The organism is Weissella viridescens (genome assembly GCF_014789145.1).
In the GTDB taxonomy this organism is placed as follows: Bacteria; Bacillota; Bacilli; order Lactobacillales; family Lactobacillaceae; genus Weissella; species Weissella viridescens.
The window spans coordinates 1,428,951-1,451,317 of sequence record NZ_CP061835.1 but is presented as its reverse complement, the minus strand read 5'-3'; the positions used below and the strand labels follow the sequence as shown (position 1 = coordinate 1,451,317).

The following is a 22,367-nucleotide window of genomic DNA, read 5'->3' as shown; positions in this document are numbered from 1 at the left end:
GTGAATTTGTGCAAGGAATAAAAGGATTCACGAACACAATGAAACCACCTTACAGGGGGGAATTAAAAATGACAAAAATTTTAGTAGTAGATGATGAAAAGCCAATCTCAGATATTATCAAGTTCAATTTGACTAAGGATGGGTACGATGTCGTAACGGCCATGGATGGCCAAGAGGCATTGGATAAGTTTGACGAGGAAGAACCAGATTTAGTTTTGCTTGACCAAATGTTGCCTGAAGTTGAAGGGACTGAAGTCCTACGTCAAATTCGGACGAAGTCACAGACGCCAGTCATCATGGTGACAGCCAAAGATTCAGAAATTGATAAGGTGCTAGGCCTTGAGATGGGTGCTGATGATTATGTCACAAAGCCTTTTTCTAATCGTGAGCTTTTGGCACGTGTTAAAGCAAATCTGCGTCGCCAAGCGCCAACTAATACGACTGTAGATGAAAGTGACAGCAGTGATATTAAAATTGGACCGCTAGTCATCCATCCGGATGCATACATGGTTTCTAAAGATGGAGAAGATATCGAATTAACACATCGTGAATTCGAACTACTTTATCATTTGGCAAAGCATATTGGGCAAGTTATGACACGTGATGATCTCTTACAGACAGTTTGGGGTTATGATTACTTTGGTGATGTACGTACAGTCGATGTAACGGTTCGACGAATTCGTGAAAAGATTGAAGAGACACCAAGTCATCCACAAATCTTGATGACGCGTCGTGGTGTTGGTTACTATTTGAAGCCAGCTGAAGAAGCCCAATCATAAAGAGTAGATAATGTGTAGCGGGTGCTTTGTGTAAAATACAGGGTACTTGCTATTTTTTTGGAATTTAGAAAAGGAAGCCAGATGTATGAGACGACAAAAAAAACATAAATTACGGAGTGCCTTTTCGTCAATTCATTTTAAAGTGGCTTTGGTTTTTACGCTGACTTTATTGGTGACGCTGGAGGTTGTTGGTGCGTTTTTCGTGAAGCAACTTGAACGTGAAAGTTTGGATTCAGTTAAGAACCAAATCACGCTTAAGCCGTACGCAACAGATACACTAACAGAGCAATTGGTTAGTTCTGATGATTACGATCATGTTAATGCCGAAATTTATAAGGTGCTCAATTCAATTAACAACCCAGCCATTAGTGAAATTTCGGTCGTTGATGCAAATGGAATTGTGCGTGGAACGAATGATGTGAGTGGTCAAGATAGTATTAACCGTAAAACGACCGATCCTAATGTTAAAGCAGCGCTTTCAGGTGCAAAGTTTAACAAAAGCCCAATTGAAGAAAGTGATGACAAGCGTTATCAAGTCGTGATTCGACCACTCGTGAACGCGCGGTCAACAGATAACCATATTGTCGGCGTCGTTGTTGTTCGGGCGAATTTAGAGCCAACATACAAAAGTTTGAATAATATTTCGTTGATTTTCTTTTCTGCGGCCTTTTTGGCGATTTTGTTAGGGGTAATCATGTCGATTATCATTTCGCAAAGTTTAGCTAAGCCGATTACGGCAATTAATGATCGAACCCTCCGGATTGCGCAAGGTGATTATACGGGTGAAATTCGAGTCCAGTCTAATGATGAAATTGGTCAATTGGCAGAAAACGTTAATATTCTAGCATTACGAATTGAAGAGACAACAAATTCGATTGATTTTGAAAAGCGACGTTTAGATTCAGTGTTGGAGTATATGACGGATGGTGTTATTGCGACAGATCGACGTGGTAACATTAATATGATTAATTCAACAGCTGTACGTGATTTGGATTTAACTGATGGGGACAGCACGATTGGTAAATCAATCTTAGATGTTTTACATATTAGTGGCCAACAGACGTTACGTGATCTATTAGAAGGATCACAAGAACTCTTTTTGGATTTCAGTACGCCTGATCACGAATTGTTTTTGCAAGCATACTTCAGTTTGATTCAACGTTCATCCGGATTCGTCTCGGGAATTGTTGTGGTGTTGCATGACGTTACAGAACAATATCGTATCGATGCAGAGCGTCGCCAGTTCGTGTCAAACGTTTCGCATGAGTTGCGAACACCATTAACCTCTGTTAAGTCATACGCTGATGCCTTACAAGATGGCGCGATTGACGAGCCAGAATTGGCACGCAATTTCCTAAATGTAATTCAGGACGAAACGTCTCGCATGATTAGTATGATTAATGACCTATTGGAATTGTCACGCATGGATTCTGGCACGATGGCGATTGAAAGTGAATATGTTAATATTGCCGAATTGTTCAATTATATTTTGGATCGTTTCGACATGATTATTGCCAATGATGATGAACCGAAAAAGCGCTATACAATCCGCCGAGAAATTCCACAGAGTCAAATTTGGGTAGAACTAGATACGTCGAAGTTTACGCAAGTCATTGATAATCTGATGAATAATGCGATTAAGTATTCACCAGATGGTGGTGTCATTACGGCGCGTCTGGATGATAAGCAAACAGAGGTGGTTTTGAGTATTTCCGATCAAGGTTTGGGAATTCCAGCCGCCGATGTAAACCACGTCTTTGATCGTTTCTTCCGTGTGGATAAGGCACGTTCAAGAGCACAAGGTGGTTCCGGTTTGGGACTTGCGATTTCTAAGGAAATTGTGGAGCGTTTTGACGGTCGCATTTGGGTTGAATCGGTAGAAGGACAAGGATCAACCTTCTTCATTGCCCTTCCATATGAACCATACGAATTAGATGATGAGGATGTGTGGGATGATTAGAAAAGAATGGTTACGTTTTAAAGTTTTCTTTCACCGCTTTGGACTTGGCATGGTTGTGACGGCACTGATTATTATTAGTATTATATTGTCACTGAGCTTATGGTATAACGTTAGTAATCCGGGCCGGGTTGATAGTCTTCAGGACAAACAAGAGAGTGCTAAAACGCTAGTTGGCAATAAGCCAATCCAAGCCTTGTATGATACTGATAAAGTTATTTTAAATACAAAAGATGATCAAAAGCTGATTGTGAATTACCGGGGTTCAACGAATGAAATTTCGGAAAAAGTCTATGCGTGGCCACTTTATGAAGCGCGACGTAAAGTTTACTCTGAAAAGGACTACCTTAAAAAACTTAAGCAACCAAATTACGTCATGTTAGCGTATCCTGATGTTGTTACTGGGGACATTGTTGATCGCGATTTTGAAAGTAAGACCGGGCTAACTTCTAAAGCGCATATTAATCGGATTCTAATTCCACTAAACGCCAAAGGTGAGATTCTTTTTGCTGATGATAAACGCCATCAAATTTATGAGTCTCAGATTGGAGCGAACGTGAAGCCGATTAAAGTTAACTGGGGCAATAACAAGATTAATGTGAACCTTTTCTGGAAAAATAAGCAAATTCAAGTGTTAGTGAATTCAGATGTAAATTTGAGGGAACGAAGCTTTTTATTGGATGAAAATAAAGTGAGTGTTATCACGAAAAAAGCATTTAGCCAAAATGGTTCTGCGCCTAAAGTGACGAAGCGTGGGTCAGAAACAGTTTATAGTGAAGGATCAGATCATCAGTTAATTTCGGATGAGAAAACCGGAGAACTCACGTTGAATGCCCTTAGTGATAAACAAAAGGTTAATACGATGAATAATCGCTTTAAAAGTGGTTATGCTTGGTTGACGACACGTACTTCTGTTCCGGAAAATCTGTATTATTTTGAACAAAGTCAAAATGCTCAAAAGATTAATTATCGCTTGTACTCAGATGGATTGCCTATTTTTAATGCCAATCGTTCAAGTAGTATCGAGGTTGATTTTAAGGGTGATGAACAAACACAAGTTAAGTTTTCAAAATATTCCATTCAAGTACCACTGCCACGGCATAATGATGTGAACGTCACGTTACCAAAGGAAACAGTGGCGCTGCAACAAGCTAAAGCAACCGGGGTGCCAACAGATGATATTGAGGAGCTCCGAGTTGGTTATGATTGGGTTGTTGATTCGAACTCTGAGTTTGTCCGACTAGTTCCAAAATGGTTTATGAAGGTTAACGGGAATTGGGAACCTATCAATAAGCAGGGAACGACGGTGGAAGCAGGTGAACCATCATGAACCTAAGAAAGCTTTTATGGGCATTTTTGTATACATTTTTGATTTTAGATGCAGTACTGTTGTTTCAATGGTTTGAGGTTAGCCAACCACTAACAAATCCTGGTTCGAATCGTAGTGTACAACAAGAAATGAAGATGGATGGCATTGAATACGGTAAATTAAATAACAGACCCGTTTCGGGCGCCTATTTATCTGGAGATGACGATAAAAATAGTGGAATTGTGCGAAAGAAATTATCTGGGCGTTATGATATTAATCAATCGGGAAATTCTTTGGTTATGACGCCTAAGACAACCATGAATTTGGGTAAGTCGCGGCAGGATGCTATTCATAATGCACAAAAGATGCTGGCGGATAGCAAGCAAGTTGTGAGTGGTCAGGATTATCTTTACGATGCCTTTTTGACGCAATATGGAACGGGTGGTCGAACAACTAGTTCTGAGAGTGAGAATAAGTCATCGAACGGTTATACAATCGTTTTTAGTCAAAAAGCGGAGTCGCTGAGTGGTACGCCTCTGTTTTCAACACAACGCGGACGTATCCAAGTGAATTTAGACCGTGATTTCAATGTTAAGAACTACACGCAAACGCATATTTCAAATGTTGAAAAATTGCGGGACATTTCAACATTGATCACGGAACAAGACGCAGTCGTGAATGCTTATCAATATAATGCAATTCCAAATAATAGCCGGATTATGGCTTGCCGATTGAGTTATCGTTTAATGACTGTAGTGCGTGGTGATACGATATTTAGTCCAGTTTGGTCGATTGTGATTAAGGATAATGCAGGCGATACAAGTATTATTTCAATTAATGCGATTAATGGAACGTTAATCCATTAAAAAATGACAGATAGAAAAGAGAGGCATTATGGCAAGTGATTTCAAAGTTTCTATGCTCGCCTCAAGTAGTTCAGGTAATACCACCTATATTGAGACGCCGGAACACAAAGTGTTAGTGGACGCCGGTTTATCAGGAAAAAAGATTGCTGATTTAATGGGACAAATTAATCGTTCGCTTGCGGATGTTGATGCCATTTTTGTGACACACGAACATTCAGATCATATTGCAGGTGTGGGTGTTTTGGCGCGTAAATACGGTATGGATGTTTACGCAAATGAGCAAACATGGACGGCCATGGCCAGTAAAATCGGTAAAGTCAAACCGGATCAAATTCATGTCTTTGAACCCAATCAAACTAAATTGATGGGAGATTTGGACGTTGAAAGTTTTGCTGTATCACATGATGCAGTGGATCCACAATTTTATGCTTTTCATCATGACAATAAAACATTTGCCATGTTAACGGATACGGGATATATGAATGACCGTAGTCGCAGCATGCTAGCAAATGCTGACACGATTTTGATGGAAGCAAATCATGACTATGATATGTTGCGCATGGGAAGCTATGCTTGGCCATTGAAGCAGCGCATTTTAGGTGATAAAGGTCACCTATCCAATGAAGATGGCGGGTTAGCGATTGCTGATGTGATTGGTGAAAAAACCAAAAATGTCTATTTAGGTCACTTGAGTCCTGAGAATAATGAGAAAGCGTTGGCACATTTAACGGTTAGTGATGTGCTGCAAGCGCACGATTTGGGTGTGGATCATGATTTTTTCTTACATGATACTAATCCGCTAACCGCAACAAAGTTACAGAGTATTTAAATTTTATCAAAGTTAGCCTGCTATAATATGCCTATCAAGATGAGAAGGAGAAACCCATGGTTGAAAATCGACATACAACTGGAAGTAAGAAGGTTCTAATTACTGCGCTTGTAGCTGGATTAGTTGGTGGTGGGATTTCAGCTGGAACCGTTGCGTTCTTTGCGAATAATAATCAACAAGTACAGCAAACAAGTAATGTGAAAGTTGAGGATTCAAAAGTAAAAGGAGAAGCCTCAGCCACCAAAGCATTCAATAAAGTGTCTGGCGCTGTTGTTTCGGTATTGAATATTCAATCCCAAGGACGTTCAGTGAGTGATCTATTTGGGGTTGCTGATGATGATAGTGGTAAAAGTAGTGATAAGACGGCCTCTGAAGGTTCTGGGGTTATTTACAAGAAGTCAGGCAATGAAGCCTATATTGTGACAAATAACCACGTTGTTTCAGGTGCCAAAAAATTACAAATTTTGATGAGTGATGGCACAAAAGTCTCAGCAAAATTAGTTGGTACTGATGAAATGACTGATTTGGCGGTCTTGAAAATCGATGCAAGTGATGTGAAGGAAGTTGCTAGTTTCGCCGATTCAAGCCAATTGGAACCTGGTCAAACTGCTTTAGCCATCGGGTCTCCCTTGGGATCTGAATATGCTACTTCGGTGACTGAAGGAATTATTTCAGCACCTAAGCGTGAAATTTCCGCTGAAAATGAGGATGGTAAGTCACTAGGAAAAGCGACGGTTATTCAAACGGATGCTGCCATCAATCCAGGTAATTCTGGTGGGCCATTGATTAATTTAGCAGGACAGGTTGTTGGTATTAATTCGATGAAGCTGTCTGGTTCGGGCGACGGCACATCAGTTGAAGGGATGGGCTTTGCCATTCCAGCAAACACCGTGACCAAGGTCATCTCTGAGTTAGAGCAGAATGGTAAGGTAACTCGACCAAGTCTAGGGATTTCATTAGTTGATTTGGACAATGTGTCGGCGCAAGATCAAAAGGACACATTAAAATTACCTGCTGATGCAAGTGGGGTCGTGGTTATGAAGGTTTCAAATGGTTCTGCTGCCGCTGCCGCAGGATTGAAGCAATATGACGTGATTACAAAGTTGGATAAGACGAATGTCACGGATGCAAGTTCATTAAGAGATGCGTTATATCAGCATAAGGTGGGGGATAAAGTTCAAGTATCTTACTATCGTGACGGTAAGATGCAGACAACGACCGTGCATTTAACGAAGACTCAGTAAAACGTTTCAATATATTAGATAATGAAAATAAATTGGAAAAACTGGCGAAATGTAATTTTTTTGTAATGAAAAAAATCGCCTATCCATGTATACTTGATTTACCTGCTATTAAAAGCGGGTCTCATTACTCCCAAAAGTAATAAGTGAGTTTGGCACAGCCCCCATTGTGTCAAACTGATAATGATTATGTTAATAGTCATTAGGCCACTACTGTATTCCCCCCTCTTACAGTAGTGGTTTTTTTGTATCAAAAAAGTCGTTCTGTCCTATAAATAGGATGGAACGACTTTTTATTTAGGCATGGTAACGAATATCAATCTGATAATTACCTAAGCTAGTATCTTGTTCATTTAATGTATAAACGATGTGGATGGCACCACTCATTGTTTCAGCATCCTGCTCGACTTGGATTTGTTCGGTGATGACATCAAGGACAATAATACCGGCAGGTGTCCGATAATTTGTTGTCGTTGTACGATCCATATCAAAATGAAGCTGGCTGTTTAAAACGCCAGTTCGGCGCATTTTGATTGAACCATCCGACTCAAGTTTCAAGGCGACCTTAGATTCTAGTGGTAATGCAGAGTCGTTTTCATCTTCGGGTGTTACTTCAGGGGTCTCCGTATAACGGAGATACTGTGCATTTTCAGTTTGTGTAAATTCAGCCGTTTCATGAACGGTATATGATTCGATTTCTGTTTCACGTTCAATTTGACTGGTTAAGTCCAATTGAACAGGGGTGGTTTTATTTTGCATGATGCGCCTCCAACATAGGTTAATCATTCTATTATACCGTTATTACGGTAATCTAGGGTATAATAATCATAAACAATGATTTTGGGGAGCGGATTATGCGAAAAGAAAAAGTGTTGCGAGATCCTGTCTTAAATGAAATTCATGTCTACGATCAAGTGATTCTTGATTTGATTGCGACACCAGAGTTTCAACGGTTACGACGGGTAAAGCAGCTAGGCGTGACAAGTGAAGTATTCCACGGGGCTGAACACTCGCGTTTTTCGCACTCTTTAGGTGTGTATGAAATTGCGCGAAGAATTGAACGACATCTAGCACAATTTTATCCAACGCAAACGAACACTGATGGTTTGTGGAATCCTGAGGAACGATTAGTGCTGCTATGTGCGGCGCTTTTGCACGATTTGGGGCATGGCGCATATTCTCATACGTTTGAGCACATTTTCAATACAGATCACGAAGCGTACACACAAGAAATTATTTTATCGCCAACCACGCAAATTAATGCGGTGCTTAAGCAAGTAGCACCGCATTTCCCAGAGAAGGTCGCACAAGTCATCGCTAAAACATATCCTAATCCACAAGTTGTCCAGTTGATTTCAAGTCAAATTGATGCCGATCGTATGGATTATCTTTTACGAGATGCCTACTTCACTGGAGCCACGTATGGTGAATTTGATTTAGCGCGGATTATCCAAACCATTCATCCTTATGCAGGGGGGATTGCCTTTGCCGATAAGGGAATGAATGCGATTGAAGATTATGTGGTTTCGCGGTACCAAATGTATGTACAGGTGTATTTCCATCCAGTTTCACGAGCAATGGAGGTCTTGTTACAACATTTATTGGAGCGTGCAAAATCAGTGTTTGAAAATCATGCTGAGCGTGGATTGTCGAATGCCTTTATGCCCAAGGCGTTGATGCCACTCTTTGAAGGGGATATTACGCTTGATGAATACCTGATGATTGATGACTCGGTGATGTTAGCAGCAATCAGTGAATGGCGAAACAGTGATGATAGTGTTTTAGCTGATTTATCACGGCGTTTTTTGAACCGTGTGCCCCTTAAATCAATTGTGATTGACGAGCAAACGCGATCACTTTTGCCGCAATTACGGGAACTTGTTGAAACGGCTGGCTTTGATACACAGTATTATACTGCTGAGAACGACAGTTTTGATTTACCATACGATGCATATGATCCAAAGGCACGTAAGCCCCGGACGCAGATTGAACTTCGACAGCAAAATGGCGATTTAATTGAGCTATCGCAAAAAAGCGCCCTAGTTCAAGCGCTAACAGGACGTGTTTTTGGTGACGCACGTTTCTTCTTTCCGAGTGAAATGTTGCAAGAACATCCTGTAGAGGACATGATGGCCCCGGTTTACGCCGATTTTCAGCAGTATATTGAGAATGGGCAGTTGATTGAACCAAAGTAGATAATATAGAATAGAGACAGGGACACGTAATGTGTAGAGGAGGCACTATGATTAAACTAATCGCAATTGATATCGACGATACTTTAGTAAATACAAAAAAAGAAATTACGGAACATGTTAAAGAATCCGTACAAAAAGCTAGCGCAACTGGCGTTAAAATTGTTCTAACAACCGGACGCCCTATTATGGGGGTTAAATCTTATTTGAAGACACTTGGCCTAGATGATATGGATGATCAATATGTCATTTCATATAATGGAAGTGTTGTTGAAACGACATCAGGTAAGTTGATTGCCGCTCAAGAAGTTGGCTATCCCGCTTACGCTCGTATGACGGAGTTAGGAAATGAATGGGGCGTATTGGTACAAACTGAAATGCTCGAAGATATTTATACGACTGCACACGACATTAACCCAATGGCTAGTCGTGAAAGTTACTTTATGGGGATGCCAATTAAGGTCCGTGAACTAACTGAAATGCCAGCCGATGGTGAGTATGTTAAGGTAATGGTTATTGCTGAATCAGATGAAATTGATGCAGTGCAAAAGAAGTTGCCAGCTGACATTACAGATAACTATACGGTCGTTCGTTCTGATCAATACTTCTTGGAAGTCATTAATAAAGAAGCTAGCAAGGGAAATGGATTAACAACATTGGCCAAGCACCTTGGTATTAGCATGGATGAGACGATGGCTATTGGTGATCAACAAAACGATATGTCAATGGTTGAAGTCGCTGGTTTCGGTGTTTCAATGGGAAATGGTATTCCTGAATTGAAACAAATTGCCGATGCAGTCACAACCACCCAAGATGAAGATGGGGTTGGGGTTGCAATCGACAAGTATGTGTTAGATAATTAATAAGTTAGTGTTTTTGAGCAAAATGAGTTGCTCATCACCGTTAAGTATTGTAAAATTAGCAAATAAATAAGACTGTGAAAGGACGTGCGTGATTTGGCAATAACACAATTTGATGGCCAAAACCGATCAGAGCTCTCAATGATTGAGGTAGCTCGTGCGATTTTGTCTGACCGTCATGAAACCATGGCGTTTTCTGATTTATTGAATGAGGTTCAAACATTTACAGGTAAGTCGGACGAAGAAATTCGTGCGCGCTTAGCTCAGTTTTATACGGACTTAAATATTGATGGATCATTTATCTCATTGGGAGATAACATGTGGGGACTTCGTTCATGGTACCCAATTGATTCTATTGATGAAGCGGTTCACTTGGATCTTGAAGAAGAAAAGGAAAACAAGCCAAAGAAGAAGCGTAAGAAGATTAACGCCTTCTTGGCAGATGTAGATGATGACGATGATGTGATTGACTACAATGACGATGATCCTGAAGATGATGATTTTGGTGAAGCAGCAGCCGAAACGGCTGAAGATGCTGAAGATGCCGACGACGATGACGATGCTGAAGAAGAAATCGATGAAGTATCAAGTGGTATCGGTGATGAAATTGGCGGCATTAAGCCTGTCGATGATGATTACGGTTCAGGTGATGCAGAATAATTATTGACAGCTGTTCAATAATTCTGTATTATTAAGTTCCGGGCTCTTATGTTTTTTGAAACATAGGACTTATCGAACGTATATGATAGCTCCCAAGCTAAATTTAGCATTGGGAGCTTTTTATTTTTTAAATGACCTGGAGGATATTATTTATGGCAACGAAATACATTTTTGTTACTGGTGGTGTGGTTTCATCATTGGGTAAAGGAATTGTCGCAGCATCATTGGGCCGCTTATTAAAGAACCGCGGATTTAAGATTGCGGTTCAAAAGTTTGATCCGTATATCAATATTGATCCGGGGACTATGTCACCTTATCAACACGGTGAAACTTTCGTGACTGACGATGGTTTGGAAACAGACTTGGATTTGGGACACTACGAACGCTTTATTGATATTAACTTAAACAAATACTCAAATATTACTTCAGGTCGTATTTATTCAGAAGTTTTGGCTAAGGAACGTCGTGGAGACTATGACGGTGCTACTGTACAAGTTATTCCACATATCACAAACATGCTTAAAGAAAAGATGATGCGTGCTGGTGAAACAACTGATGCTGATATTGTTATCACAGAAGTTGGTGGAACCGTTGGAGATATCGAATCATTGCCATTTATTGAAGCTTTGCGCCAAATGAAGCGTGAAGTTGGTGAAGAAAATGTCTTCTATATCCACACGTCATTGATTCCATATCTACGTGCCGCAGGTGAAATGAAAACTAAGCCAACGCAACATTCTGTTTCAGAATTGCGTTCATTGGGCATTCAACCTGATATGTTGGTTGTTCGAACTGAACAACCAATTACAGATGAAATGCGTAATAAGTTGGCGCTCTTTACGGATGTAGATCCTAAGGCCGTTATCGAATCCCTTGATGTTGACGTTTTGTATGAAGTCGCTTTGAACATGCAAGCACAAGGAATGGATGATGTTGTCTTGAATAAGTTTGGTCTTGAAGCACCTGAAGCTGATATGACTGACTGGACTAACATGATTGAGCGTATTAAGCACTTGTCAAAGACCGTTAAGATTGCTTTGATTGGTAAGTATGCTGATTTGCAAGACGCATACATTTCAGTTAACGAAGCATTGCGTGCTGGTGGATATGCTGTTGATGCTGAAGTTGAAATTACACCAATTAATTCTGAACTTATCACTGAGGATAACGTTGCGGAAATGGTTGGATATGCTGATGGAATCATGGTTCCTGGTGGCTTTGGTCAACGTGGAACTGAAGGAAAGATTGCGGCTATCCAATATGCTCGTGAAAACAATGTGCCATTCTTAGGTGTATGTCTTGGAATGCAAATGGCCAGTGTTGAATTTGCTCGTCACGTTTTGGGATACGAAGATGCCAACTCAATTGAATTGGATCCTGAAACATCAGCACCAATCATTGCCTTGATGAATGATCAACAAGAAGTGACAAATATTGGTGGAACACAACGTCTTGGTTTGTATACGAATGAGTTGAAGCCAGGTAGCCAAGCGCATGAATTGTATGGTAAAGATGAGATTCAACAACGTCATCGTCACCGTTATGAATTCAATACGGATTACCGTAAGCAATTTGAAGATGCTGGAATGGTCTTCTCAGGAGTATCACCTGACAATAGCTTGATGGAAATTATTGAACTACCTGAAAATGATTTCTTCATGGCTGACCAAGCTCACCCTGAATTCCAATCACGTCCAAATCATTCAGAACCACTTTACACAGGCTTTGTAAGTGCTGCTTTAAAGCACCATGAGGCGAACAACTAAAGCGGTTGGATGACAACACATAAGTTTAAAATTTAAATAAAAGCCGACCTACAGTATGTATGGCCGACTTTTTATTATACATAGTATGATTGCGTTGATTGTTTATGAGATGTTTAAGCCTGACTAAAATGGTGTTACAATTGCAGGATATGCGTTAAACTATAAAGAGTAAAAATTCGTTTTAAGAAGCGAACGCAGGACCGCTATCATGAATTCAGATTCCTGATAGTGGGATTAGCCCGGCGATAGTCGGAGCTAAGGCGATACCAAAGTGTAATGCAAAGATATTTAACTTTGCAAACAAGGAGAAATAATATGAAGAAATTAGTCATTCATGGTGGGCGTCCACTTAGTGGTGAAGTGACAATTGGAGGCGCAAAGAATTCAACCGTTGCGTTAATTCCGGCAGCTATTCTTTCAGAAGACCCCGTTCATTTTGATGGAATGCCTGATATTTTAGACGTTTACAACTTACAATTAATTTTGGAATCAATGAACGTTAGTTCAACTTTTGAAGATGGTAAGTTGATGATTGACCCAACACAAATTGTGGAGGCTGATTTACCATCAACTGCAATTAAGAGCTTACGTGCCTCATATTACTTTATGGGTTCTTTGCTTGGCCGTTTTGGGCGTGCAACTGTAACCTTCCCAGGTGGTGATAACATTGGACCACGTCCAATTGATCAACATATTAAAGGGTTTGAAGCCTTAGGTGCGACCGTATCTGAGGAAAACGACACGATTCATATTGTTGCTGAAAATGGTTTGAAGGGTGCACATATCTTTTTGGATATGGTTTCAGTTGGAGCCACAATGAATATTATCTTAGCTGCGGTACATGCTCAAGGTGTAACAACGCTTGAAAATGCTGCCAAGGAACCAGAAATCATTGATTTGGCAACGTTCTTGAACAACATGGGTGCTAATATTCGTGGTGCAGGAACAGATACAATCCGGATTACTGGTGTTGAGCACTTGGGTTCAGAAACAACGCACACAGCTATTCCTGACCGAATCGAAGCCGGAACTTATTTGGCCCTAGCAGCTGCACAAGGTGAAGGTGTTTTGATTAAGAACGTGATTCCTGAACACTTGGAAGCGTTTATTGCCAAGATGCTTGAAATGGGTGTGGAACTGGATGTCCGAGAAGACAGTATCTATGTGCCAAAGACAGGTAAGTTGTCACCGGTCAATATTAAGACTGCGCCATATCCAAGTTTTGCGACTGATTTGCAACAACCAATCACACCTTTGTTGGGGATGATTGATGGAACAAGCATGATTTATGAAACAATCTATCCAGAACGTACACGTCACGTACCTGAGTTGAACAAACTAGGAATGAATATTGACGCTGATACGTATGGCGAAATTGCAGTTCATAAGAGTGGTGAATTGCATGGGACGACTGTTGCTGCCGAAGAAATTCGTGCAGGGGCAGCGCTTATGATTGCCGGATTAATGGCCGATGGTGTGACAGAAGTTACCAATGCCGAACACGTCCTTCGTGGTTATGATCGCTTGGTTCATAAGTTGACTATGCTAAATGCGGATATTCAAATCGAAGATGATTTCTAAATCTTAAATAAATCAGACAACGTCACAGCTTTAGTGTGACGTTGTTTTTTATTTAAAATAATGTTTCCCTTGAAAAAAAATTAAAAACAGGATAGAATAGACAAGTTACATTTAGAAAGCCAATTGCCGATTATCGGGCGCAGTACGGACACCGGATTGTGTTTAGCAGGGTAATTGATCAATTGGCTACGAGACAATTAGATGGTGATAGTTCAAAGCTATCATCCCTGGAGGATATATTTTGAAGTTTGCAGAATTAGGTCTATCTGAAGACCTGTTAACAGCCATTACAAAACAAGGCTATGAAGAAGCTACCCCAATCCAAGAAAAGACTATTCCATTAATTTTGGAAGGTAAAGATGTGATTGGTCAAGCTCAAACTGGAACTGGTAAAACCGCAGCATTTGGTTTGCCAATCCTTGAAATGCTTGATGAGAATAACTCAAAGCCTCAAGCATTGATTGTGTCACCAACTCGTGAGTTGGCGATTCAAACCCAAGATGAAATTTTCAAATTGGGACGTGACAAGCATGTTCGTGTACAAGCCGTTTTCGGTGGTGCCGACATTCGTCGTCAAATTAATGGTCTAAAGCACGGCGCTCAAGTCGTTGTTGGAACACCAGGACGTTTGCTTGATCACATTAAGCGTGGAACCGTTGACTTGTCTAACGTCAAGACACTGGTTTTGGATGAAGCTGATGAAATGTTGAACATGGGATTCTTGGAAGATATTGAATCTATCCTTAAGGCAGTGCCTGACCAACGTCAGACTTTGCTCTTCTCAGCAACAATGCCACCTGCAATCAAGCGGATTGGTGTTCAGTTCATGAAGGATCCAGTTCACGTACAAATCGAAGCGAAGGAATTGACAACTGATTTAGTTGAACAATACTACGTTAAGGTTCGCGAAAACGAAAAATTTGATACATTAACACGTATTTTGGATGTTCAAAATCCACAATTGGCGATTATGTTCGGTCGTACAAAGCGTCGTGTTGATGAATTGACACGTGGGCTTGAATTACGCGGATATAATGCTGCCGGAATTCACGGTGATCTTACACAACAAAAGCGTTCACAAGTTTTGAAGCAATTCAAGAATGGTGAAATCAGCATCCTTGTTGCAACTGATGTTGCAGCGCGTGGATTGGACGTTTCTGGTGTTGATTACGTATATAACTTTGATATTCCACAAGATTCTGAATCTTATGTTCACCGTATCGGTCGTACTGGTCGTGCCGGACATGAAGGTACTTCAGTTACATTCGTTACAAGTGCCGAAATGGATTACTTGAAGGATATTGAAAAGTTAACTAAGAAGCGTATGCAACCATTAAAGCCTGCTACAAAGGAAGAAGCCATTGCTGGTCGTCTTTCACAAGCAAGTGATAAGGTTGATAAGTTAATCAAGCAAGCTAACCCAGAATTAGCTGAAAACGAAGTGGATGCATTGGCTGAAAAGTATGATGCAAAGACTTTGGCAGCAGCTTTGCTAGGTTCAGTTGCTGATATCACTGATATGGATGCCCCATTCTCACTTTCACGTGAGCGTCCATTGCCACGTAAGCGTTATGGTAATGGTGGTGGCGGATCACGTGGTGGAAACCGTCGTAATGGTAACGGTGGCGGCGGATCACGCGGTGGATACCGTGGTGGTTCTCGTGGCGGAAGCCGTGATGGTGGAAACCGTCGTTCAGGAGACCGTGATGGTCGTCGCTCAAATGGTGGCGAACGTCGTGGTAACGGAAATGGTGGCGATCGCCGCTCAAACGGTAACGGTGGCGGACAATCACGCCGTTCACGTGATTTCGTAATTAAGAACAACGATTAATATTTAAATTGGAAGAAGTAGTATGATAGCTTTAGCTATTGTGCTACTTCTTTTTTTGTCGATAGAGGGGCTAGTTGTCAGACCCTAAAATAGCGTATAATGGTAAAAAATAAGGGGGAAGATGTATGATTGTTGGTACGGGGACAGATATTCAAACGATAAGTGCCGTTGCCAAAATGGTTGAACGCACACCACGCACCGTGAACGCTATCTTAACTGAACGTGAACGCGAAATTTATAATCAACGTCGTGGTAAACGACAGACGGCGTTTCTAGCGGGACGCTTTTCAGTTAAAGAAGCGTATAGCAAAGCCTTAGGTACAGGTATTAGCCAAGGTGTTGGCTTTCAAGATATTGAAGTTTTAGTTGGGGAGCATGGCGAACCGATCGTTACGAAAGGTCCCCAACATGATCAATTATCCGTACATATTTCAATTTCGCATACTGGTGATTTAGTACATAGTTTAGTTATATTGGAGCAAAAAATGTCAGATACACAAACAGCTTTACCGGTCGCACGTCATCGACCAGCTTGGCTTGAAATTTCAGGGGAAGCCCTAAAACATAATATTGACTATATTCGTGAATTAACAGGAACCAAACGATTTTGTGCAGTTGTAAAAGCTAATGCATATGGTCATGGTCTAGAACAGGTTGTACCAATCATGCAGGCCGCCCAAGTTGACCAGTTTGCGGTTGCGGTGATGGATGAAGGCATCTGGTTACGTCAATTTGGGGTAACTGAGCCAGTGATGGTTTTGGGATTGACGCCTGTGCAGTATGTTGCGGAAATCGTGGATAATCAGTTGACGGTACCTGTTAGTAGTGTTGCCTGGCTGAAAGAAGCCTTGCGCTTACTGCCACAAGGGGCACAATTACATGTTTCCGTACCTGTTGACACTGGTATGGGACGAATTGGTATTCGAGATCGAAAAGAATTAACTGAGGTGATTCAACTTATTAATGCGAATACTAATATTATCTTCGATTCGATTTGGACGCATTTTTCAACTGCCGATACAACAAATACGGCGTATTTTGACCAACAGTTGACGAAGTGGCATGAATTAATTGATGACCAAGCTATTCCAGAAACCACCATGCGTCATTTAGCGAACTCAGGAACTTCCTTGTGGCACGCATTACCAAGCCATGACATGATTCGAGTTGGTGCAGGGATGTACGGCTTTGATTCCTCACAAGGGACTTTGCCAAATCGCGACTTACGACCAGTGATGCAACTAAAGGCAGAATTAGTTTATGTTAAACAAGTGCCAGCGGGAAATAGTATTTCGTATGGGGCAACGTATACGACGAGCACTGATGAGTGGATTGGAACTTTGCCAATTGGTTATGCTGATGGTTATCCACGTTCGATGCAAGGGATGACAGCTTTGCTATCAGATGGACGCGAGATTGAAATTGTCGGACGAATTGCAATGGATCAGTGTATGGTACGTTTGCCAGAGGCATTGCCGGTTGGGACGGTAGTGACCTTGCTTGGTCGAGTCGGTGATTGTGAAATTACGTTAGATGACTTGGCACAACAAGCGCAAACCATTCCATATGAAATTGCGACCAGTATGGCACCACGGTTGCCACGCCAAATTGTTGATTAGGAGTAGAGATGGGAAAGCAAGTTGAGATTAAACGTGGTGATATTTTTTTTGCAGAGTTATCACCAGTAGTCGGATCTGAACAGGGGGGACAACGCCCCGTTGTGATTGTTCAAAATGATGTTGGTAACCACCATGCACCAACGGTGATTATGGTACCGATTACAGCACAAATTGATAAGCCAAAATTACCGACTCATGTTGGATTGCCATCAGAAATTTCAAATACTGGTATCAATCGAGATTCGGTCATATTAGGCGAACAAGTCCGCACGATTGATAAGCGGCGTTTGCAAGATAGAATTGGTGAAATTCCAAGCGAAGTTGTTGCGCAACTTGATCAAGCTTTGCAAATTAGTTTGGGATTAGCGTAAATAAAAAAGGCATTGGGTGAGTTATCCAATGCCTTTTCGTCTTAAAAAGTGAGGGTAAACATGGAAGAAAAAGAGTGGCAGATTGAATCAGATCGGTTAAATCGGGTTGTTGATGAAATTGAGACACAATTAGTCGGGGCACAAGCTGACTATGAACAAGCCCATGCTGAAACATTTGCAGTGGAATCAAATTATGGCGCTAACACCTCAATTAATACCATTGAAGAAGATGACACCATGGAAACCAACGCAGAAATCCAGCAACAAAGAAACATTGTGGCGCGGGTGACTGAAACAGAACAAATCATGGAAAAGATTGTGACAACCCTGCATACGTTGGAGGCGAGCCCTTATTTTGGTCGTGTTGACATTATTGAAGACGGTGATCCTGAAACGTTGTACATTGGTTTAGCTTCACTGCAGGATAGTGACAACGATTTTTTGATTAATGATTGGCGGGCGCCGATTAGCGGGGTATACTACAACGGATCACTAGGTCCAGTGACTTATCCAACGCCGATGGGTGACCAACAAGCTGAATTAACTAAAAAGCGTCAATATACCATTGAAGGTCGTGACATTATTAATATGTTTGATACCGATGTCACGATTGGGGATGAGATGTTGCAATATGCGTTAGGCCAACAAAATGACCAAACAATGCACAATATTGTGGCAACGATTCAACAAGAGCAAAACCAAATTATTCGTGACACCACTAGCGATTTGATGGTAGTTCAAGGGGTTGCTGGGTCAGGGAAAACGTCAGCAATTTTGCAACGAATTGCTTTTCTATTGTTCCACGCCCGCGAAAACTTAAATTCCGATCAAATTGTGCTGTTTTCTCCGAACCGTCTTTTCTCAAGTTATATTGCGGATGTTTTGCCTTCCTTAGGTGAGCGTAATATGCGTCAGGTGACGATGAGTGAGTTCTTGAGTGCTCGTTTGCAAGGGTTAACGGTGCAGACTCTGTTTAATCAATACGAACAAGATCAACATCAGCCTCAAGCAATTCGACAACAGTTGCAAACGGCTATGGAAAGCGCTGAACTCAAAGATGCCTTGCAGGCCTACTTGGCACAATTAGCACCTGATCAAGTGCAATTTACAGATGTTTATTTTAATGGTGAAAAATGGTTCACGCAAACTGAATTTGCGGACTATTTTGCTCAATTACCAGCTGCCTATTCAGTTATGGATCGGATGCAGCAAACCAAAAAACATTTTATGGAACTGTTGCAAAATCAAATGGTTGAACTCCGCCAAGCCGATTGGGTATTGGATGCACTGAATCAGTTAGATGACACGCAATATCACCAGTTATTGAATGAGGACGATGATGTTGAGGCTTTCAGTGAAGCAGATGTTGATTTAGATGCAACCCTAGACCAAGTTGCTGGGGCCTATCTAACACAGACGCTGCAGCCACTGGATGATGCGCTATATAATACACAGTTTATTGATGTCTATCGGCAATTCTCTGATTTCTTAGCGTATTTAGCAGAAACAGCCTTCGCCGGAATTGATGGAAAATGGTGGTTAACCAAGCAACAACGCTTTGAAAATCAAGTTGAGCAACATCAAATCGATTATGAAGATGCCGTGCCACTACTATTTTTGCGAGATTTGATGACTGGAAGTGGGACGAATCAATTCATGCAATATGTTTTCGTTGATGAAATGCAAGACTATGCGATGATTCAAATGCTCTACCTGAAACACGCCTTTCCAAATGCCAAATTCACATTACTAGGAGATGCTGAACAAGCGCTCTTTAGAGCCGTACAAACGCCTGAGGAACTTATGCAAGCCTATGCTGATGCTTTTCAAGTGAAGCAACGCCGGTTGATTAAATTAAATAAATCATATCGATCAACGCAACAAATCATGAACTTTGCTAAAGCACTCCTACCTGATGGAGATAGTATTCAAACGTTCCAACGTCTAGGTGAAAAACCAACATTAAAGCAAACGACGTCTGTTGAGGTAGCTGATGCTTTGACGCAAACTTTGGATCGGCTCCTTAATACACAGCAAACGGTCGCAATCTTGACCAAGACGCAGGAACAAGCAGAAGTTGTGAGTGCTTTCTTAGACCAAAATAATCGACCACACCAGTTATTAAATGCTGATGATCGTAATTGGACGTCAAATGTCTTAGTGTTGCCAATATACTTAGCGAAGGGGTTGGAATTTGATGCGGTGATTGGTTATGATGTGTCGCAAGAAAACTACTCTGATGAAACGTCAACCGGCCTACTCTATACATTGGCCTCACGAGCCATGCACGAATTAGCTTTAATAAGTGTGGGTCCGGTTACGCAACTGATTACAAAAGTGGCAGATACGCTAACTTTTCTTGAATAAGGTTGGACGATGGTTGTTATCCATACAAAATAATTTTACAATGGATAAGACATAACAGTTACGTATTAGAAAATAAAGCATAAGGGATGAAAACATGGCAGAAAAAAAAGTACTAATTACAGGTGATCGCCCCACTGGTAAATTACACATTGGGCACTATGTCGGTTCGTTAAAGACCCGTGTAGAAATGCAAAATTCCGGTGAGTATGATCCATACATTATGATTGCCGATAAACAAGCCTTTACTGACAATGCACGGGATCCTGAAAAGATTCAAAATTCATTGCTTGAAGTGGCGTTGGATTATTTGGCAGTTGGGCTAGATCCTAAGAAATCAACGATTTTTGTACAAACAGCCGTACCAGAATTGTCAGAATTAACAGAATATTTTATGAATTTGGTTTCAGTGGCACGTTTGCAACGTAACCCAACCGTTAAGTCTGAAATTCAACAAAAAGGATTTGGTGAAAGTATCCCAGCGGGATTCTTTAACTATCCTGTTTCTCAAGCAGCGGATATTGCGATGTTTAAGGGTCAAGTTGTTCCAGTTGGTGATGATCAAGAACCAATGTTGGAACAAACGCGTGAGATTGTCCGTTCATTTAACAATGCGTATGGTGCAGATATCTTAGTTGAACCAGAGGGGGTCTTTCCGCCTAAGGGTCAGGGACGTTTGCCAGGATTAGATGGTAATGCCAAGATGTCTAAGTCATTAGATAACTGCATCTACTTGAGTGACGATGAAGAAACATTGTGGAATCGTGTCCGTTCAATGTACACTGATCCAGAGCATATTCAAGTGGCTGATCCAGGTCACGTTGAGGGGAACATGGTCTTTACTTATCTAGACGTCTTTGATCCAGATAAAGCTCAAGTTGAAACATTAAAGGATCAATATCGCGCTGGTGGTTTGGGTGATATGAAGATTAAAAAGTATCTATTTGAAGTATTAAACGCCGAACTAGCACCAATTCGTGATCGACGTGAAATGTTTGCGCAAGATCGACCAGCCGTTTTGCAAATGCTTGCTGAAGGTTCAGAACAAGCGCGACTTAAGGCAGATCAAACCATGCATGAAGTGCGTGATGCCATGGGCATTAATTACTGGGGCTAAAAAGGGGTAAAAGATGAGTTACTTAGCGGTCATTGATTTAGGATCAAACTCAACACGATTAGTGGTTGAGGAATTGAATGAAGATGGGCAATTCACTGAAATTAAGCGACGTAAGTTAGATACGCGTTTAGCACAGGGAATGGACCAAAACGGTGGTGCCTTAACTGAAGCAGCTATGGACCGTGTCTTAGAAGCTTTGACGATTTTTAAGCAGGAGTATGAACGTTATCCTGACATTGAATTAGAAGGAATTGCCACTGCCGCTGTTCGTGAAGCAACCAATCAAGATGATTTTTTACAACGGGTGTACGATGTGACAGGAATTGATGTGCGAGTTCTATCCGGTGATCAAGAAGCCTATTATGATTATTTGGGTGCAATGTGTGCGTTAGATGTTGATAATGCTTGGCTTCTTGATACAGGTGGTGCGAGTGTTGAATTAGTTGGCATTGAAGAACGCATGGCAGCTAACTTTATTAGTTTGCCTTTTGGTGCCGTCAATTTAGCTGAAAAGTTTCATCTTAATGATCCAATGATTAGTGACCAAAATTTAGTAGCAGCCTCTGATTATGTGACTGATCAATATGAGCGGTTACCTTGGATTGCTGAAGCTGATAGTACGGACGCTTTGCCGATTATTTTATTGGGTGGTGCAAATCGTTCATTGGCACGTTTGAATCAAATGCGTAAAGGCTTTGATGTCAAAAAAGATTTCCATGGTTATCGCATGTCAACAGCGGAGGTATTGGAAACATTTACTGAACTGGTGCATGCGACGCGGTCTGAGCGAGAAGCAGCCCTAGGCGCAGAAGCGAATCGGGCGGACATTATCGTCAGTGGGTTATTGCCCTTAGTGACGTTAATTCAGGAAACTGGAGCCAAAGATGTGATTTTCTCTGCTTCTGGTGTTCGTGAAGGACTGTTACAGGAATATCGAATGTCTTTGAACTAACCAAAAGCGTGATGACTATCAGGTCATCACGCTTTTTGATTTGCAAAGGAAACTAATTTTATCGCCTTAAAAT

The 22,367-nt window shown here is 41.2% G+C and carries 18 protein-coding genes; 17 read left to right on the top strand and 1 reads right to left on the bottom strand.

Translation table 11 applies throughout. The features are described 5' to 3' along the window. Positions 1–68: 68 nt before the first annotated feature. From yycF to IE337_RS07165, 6 genes are all read left to right on the top strand, one after another. On the top strand, positions 69–779 hold the full coding sequence (yycF, locus tag IE337_RS07190) for a response regulator YycF (protein ID WP_191136302.1): 711 nt from the start codon (positions 69–71) through the stop codon (positions 777–779). An 85-nt stretch (positions 780–864) separates the two neighbouring features. Continuing rightward, positions 865–2,739, top strand: a complete 1,875-nt coding sequence (walK, locus tag IE337_RS07185) for a cell wall metabolism sensor histidine kinase WalK (protein WP_191136301.1) — start codon at positions 865–867, stop codon at positions 2,737–2,739. Then, positions 2,732–4,066 (top strand): two-component system activity regulator YycH, encoded by a 1,335-nt coding sequence (gene yycH / locus IE337_RS07180; protein WP_191136300.1) that lies wholly within the window; start codon positions 2,732–2,734, stop codon positions 4,064–4,066. Before walK ends, yycH begins: the two co-directional genes overlap by 8 nt. After that, positions 4,063–4,911 (top strand): two-component system regulatory protein YycI, encoded by an 849-nt coding sequence (yycI, locus tag IE337_RS07175; protein WP_191136299.1) that lies wholly within the window; start codon positions 4,063–4,065, stop codon positions 4,909–4,911. Before yycH ends, yycI begins: the two co-directional genes overlap by 4 nt. 28 nt (positions 4,912–4,939) lie before the next feature. Then, positions 4,940–5,740, top strand: a complete 801-nt coding sequence (locus IE337_RS07170) for an MBL fold metallo-hydrolase (protein ID WP_191136298.1) — start codon at positions 4,940–4,942, stop codon at positions 5,738–5,740. A gap of 56 nt (positions 5,741–5,796) precedes the next feature. Continuing rightward, positions 5,797–6,984 carry a S1C family serine protease gene (locus tag IE337_RS07165; protein ID WP_072152327.1) on the top strand — a complete coding sequence of 396 codons (1,188 nt, stop codon included), beginning with the start codon at positions 5,797–5,799 and terminating at the stop codon, positions 6,982–6,984. A gap of 294 nt (positions 6,985–7,278) precedes the next feature. On the opposite strand, the gene IE337_RS07160 is transcribed toward IE337_RS07165, so the two are convergent. Next, positions 7,279–7,740 (bottom strand): YwiB family protein, encoded by a 462-nt coding sequence (locus tag IE337_RS07160; RefSeq protein WP_191136297.1) that lies wholly within the window; start codon positions 7,738–7,740, stop codon positions 7,279–7,281. A gap of 95 nt (positions 7,741–7,835) precedes the next feature. On the opposite strand from IE337_RS07160, the gene IE337_RS07155 reads away from it, so the two are divergent. The 11 genes from IE337_RS07155 (at position 7,836) to IE337_RS07105 (ending at position 22,294) form a co-directional block, all read left to right on the top strand. After that, a complete protein-coding gene (locus IE337_RS07155; protein ID WP_279287841.1) occupies positions 7,836–9,176 on the top strand; it encodes an HD domain-containing protein in 1,341 nt (446 codons plus the stop codon). A 47-nt stretch (positions 9,177–9,223) separates the two neighbouring features. After that, entirely contained in the window at positions 9,224–10,036 is an 813-nt protein-coding gene (locus tag IE337_RS07150) for a Cof-type HAD-IIB family hydrolase (protein WP_191136296.1), read from the top strand. Positions 10,037–10,129: 93 nt separating this feature from the next. After that, positions 10,130–10,693 (top strand): DNA-directed RNA polymerase subunit delta, encoded by a 564-nt coding sequence (gene rpoE, locus IE337_RS07145; RefSeq protein WP_112468160.1) that lies wholly within the window; start codon positions 10,130–10,132, stop codon positions 10,691–10,693. A gap of 152 nt (positions 10,694–10,845) precedes the next feature. Continuing rightward, on the top strand, positions 10,846–12,459 hold the full coding sequence (locus IE337_RS07140) for a CTP synthase (RefSeq protein ID WP_191136295.1): 1,614 nt from the start codon (positions 10,846–10,848) through the stop codon (positions 12,457–12,459). Between the two features lie 315 nt (positions 12,460–12,774). Next, positions 12,775–14,040, top strand: coding sequence for a UDP-N-acetylglucosamine 1-carboxyvinyltransferase (locus IE337_RS07135; RefSeq protein WP_057746752.1), 1,266 nt, complete (start codon positions 12,775–12,777; stop codon positions 14,038–14,040). 241 nt (positions 14,041–14,281) lie between these two features. Next, positions 14,282–15,871 carry a degradosome RNA helicase CshA gene (gene cshA / locus IE337_RS07130; RefSeq protein WP_057746749.1) on the top strand — a complete coding sequence of 530 codons (1,590 nt, stop codon included), beginning with the start codon at positions 14,282–14,284 and terminating at the stop codon, positions 15,869–15,871. A 125-nt stretch (positions 15,872–15,996) separates the two neighbouring features. Then, complete coding sequence (gene alr / locus IE337_RS07125) at positions 15,997–17,490, top strand: alanine racemase (protein WP_191136294.1); 1,494 nt, start codon at positions 15,997–15,999, stop codon at positions 17,488–17,490. Between the two features lie 8 nt (positions 17,491–17,498). Beyond that, positions 17,499–17,861: a type II toxin-antitoxin system PemK/MazF family toxin gene (locus tag IE337_RS07120; RefSeq protein ID WP_057746744.1), complete on the top strand. Its 363-nt coding sequence runs from the start codon at positions 17,499–17,501 to the stop codon at positions 17,859–17,861. A 60-nt stretch (positions 17,862–17,921) separates the two neighbouring features. After that, on the top strand, positions 17,922–20,228 hold the full coding sequence (helD, locus tag IE337_RS07115; RefSeq protein ID WP_191136293.1) for an RNA polymerase recycling motor HelD: 2,307 nt from the start codon (positions 17,922–17,924) through the stop codon (positions 20,226–20,228). Positions 20,229–20,322: 94 nt separating this feature from the next. After that, positions 20,323–21,342 (top strand): tryptophan--tRNA ligase, encoded by a 1,020-nt coding sequence (trpS, locus tag IE337_RS07110; protein WP_191136292.1) that lies wholly within the window; start codon positions 20,323–20,325, stop codon positions 21,340–21,342. A gap of 13 nt (positions 21,343–21,355) precedes the next feature. Further along, the gene (locus IE337_RS07105; RefSeq protein ID WP_191136291.1) at positions 21,356–22,294 is read left to right on the top strand and encodes a Ppx/GppA phosphatase family protein; all 939 of its coding nucleotides are present in this window, start codon (positions 21,356–21,358) and stop codon (positions 22,292–22,294) included. The last annotated feature ends 73 nt before the right edge of the window (positions 22,295–22,367 follow it).

Excerpts from the sequence above, each read along its gene's own strand:
- IE337_RS07120 (WP_057746744.1), top strand. The coding sequence starts at position 17,499 with ATGGGAAAGCAAGTTGAGATTAAACGTGGTGATATTTTTTTTGCAGAG.
- IE337_RS07155 (WP_279287841.1), top strand. The coding sequence starts at position 7,836 with ATGCGAAAAGAAAAAGTGTTGCGAGATCCTGTCTTAAATGAAATTCAT.
- yycI (WP_191136299.1), top strand. The coding sequence starts at position 4,063 with ATGAACCTAAGAAAGCTTTTATGGGCATTTTTGTATACATTTTTGATT.
- yycF (WP_191136302.1), top strand. The coding sequence starts at position 69 with ATGACAAAAATTTTAGTAGTAGATGATGAAAAGCCAATCTCAGATATT.
- helD (WP_191136293.1), top strand. The coding sequence starts at position 17,922 with ATGGAAGAAAAAGAGTGGCAGATTGAATCAGATCGGTTAAATCGGGTT.
- trpS (WP_191136292.1), top strand. The coding sequence starts at position 20,323 with ATGGCAGAAAAAAAAGTACTAATTACAGGTGATCGCCCCACTGGTAAA.
- IE337_RS07105 (WP_191136291.1), top strand. The coding sequence starts at position 21,356 with ATGAGTTACTTAGCGGTCATTGATTTAGGATCAAACTCAACACGATTA.
- IE337_RS07150 (WP_191136296.1), top strand. The coding sequence starts at position 9,224 with ATGATTAAACTAATCGCAATTGATATCGACGATACTTTAGTAAATACA.
- IE337_RS07170 (WP_191136298.1), top strand. The coding sequence starts at position 4,940 with ATGGCAAGTGATTTCAAAGTTTCTATGCTCGCCTCAAGTAGTTCAGGT.
- yycH (WP_191136300.1), top strand. The coding sequence starts at position 2,732 with ATGATTAGAAAAGAATGGTTACGTTTTAAAGTTTTCTTTCACCGCTTT.
- walK (WP_191136301.1), top strand. The coding sequence starts at position 865 with ATGAGACGACAAAAAAAACATAAATTACGGAGTGCCTTTTCGTCAATT.
- IE337_RS07135 (WP_057746752.1), top strand. The coding sequence starts at position 12,775 with ATGAAGAAATTAGTCATTCATGGTGGGCGTCCACTTAGTGGTGAAGTG.
- IE337_RS07160 (WP_191136297.1), bottom strand. The coding sequence starts at position 7,740 with ATGCAAAATAAAACCACCCCTGTTCAATTGGACTTAACCAGTCAAATT.
- IE337_RS07140 (WP_191136295.1), top strand. The coding sequence starts at position 10,846 with ATGGCAACGAAATACATTTTTGTTACTGGTGGTGTGGTTTCATCATTG.
- alr (WP_191136294.1), top strand. The coding sequence starts at position 15,997 with ATGATTGTTGGTACGGGGACAGATATTCAAACGATAAGTGCCGTTGCC.
- IE337_RS07165 (WP_072152327.1), top strand. The coding sequence starts at position 5,797 with ATGGTTGAAAATCGACATACAACTGGAAGTAAGAAGGTTCTAATTACT.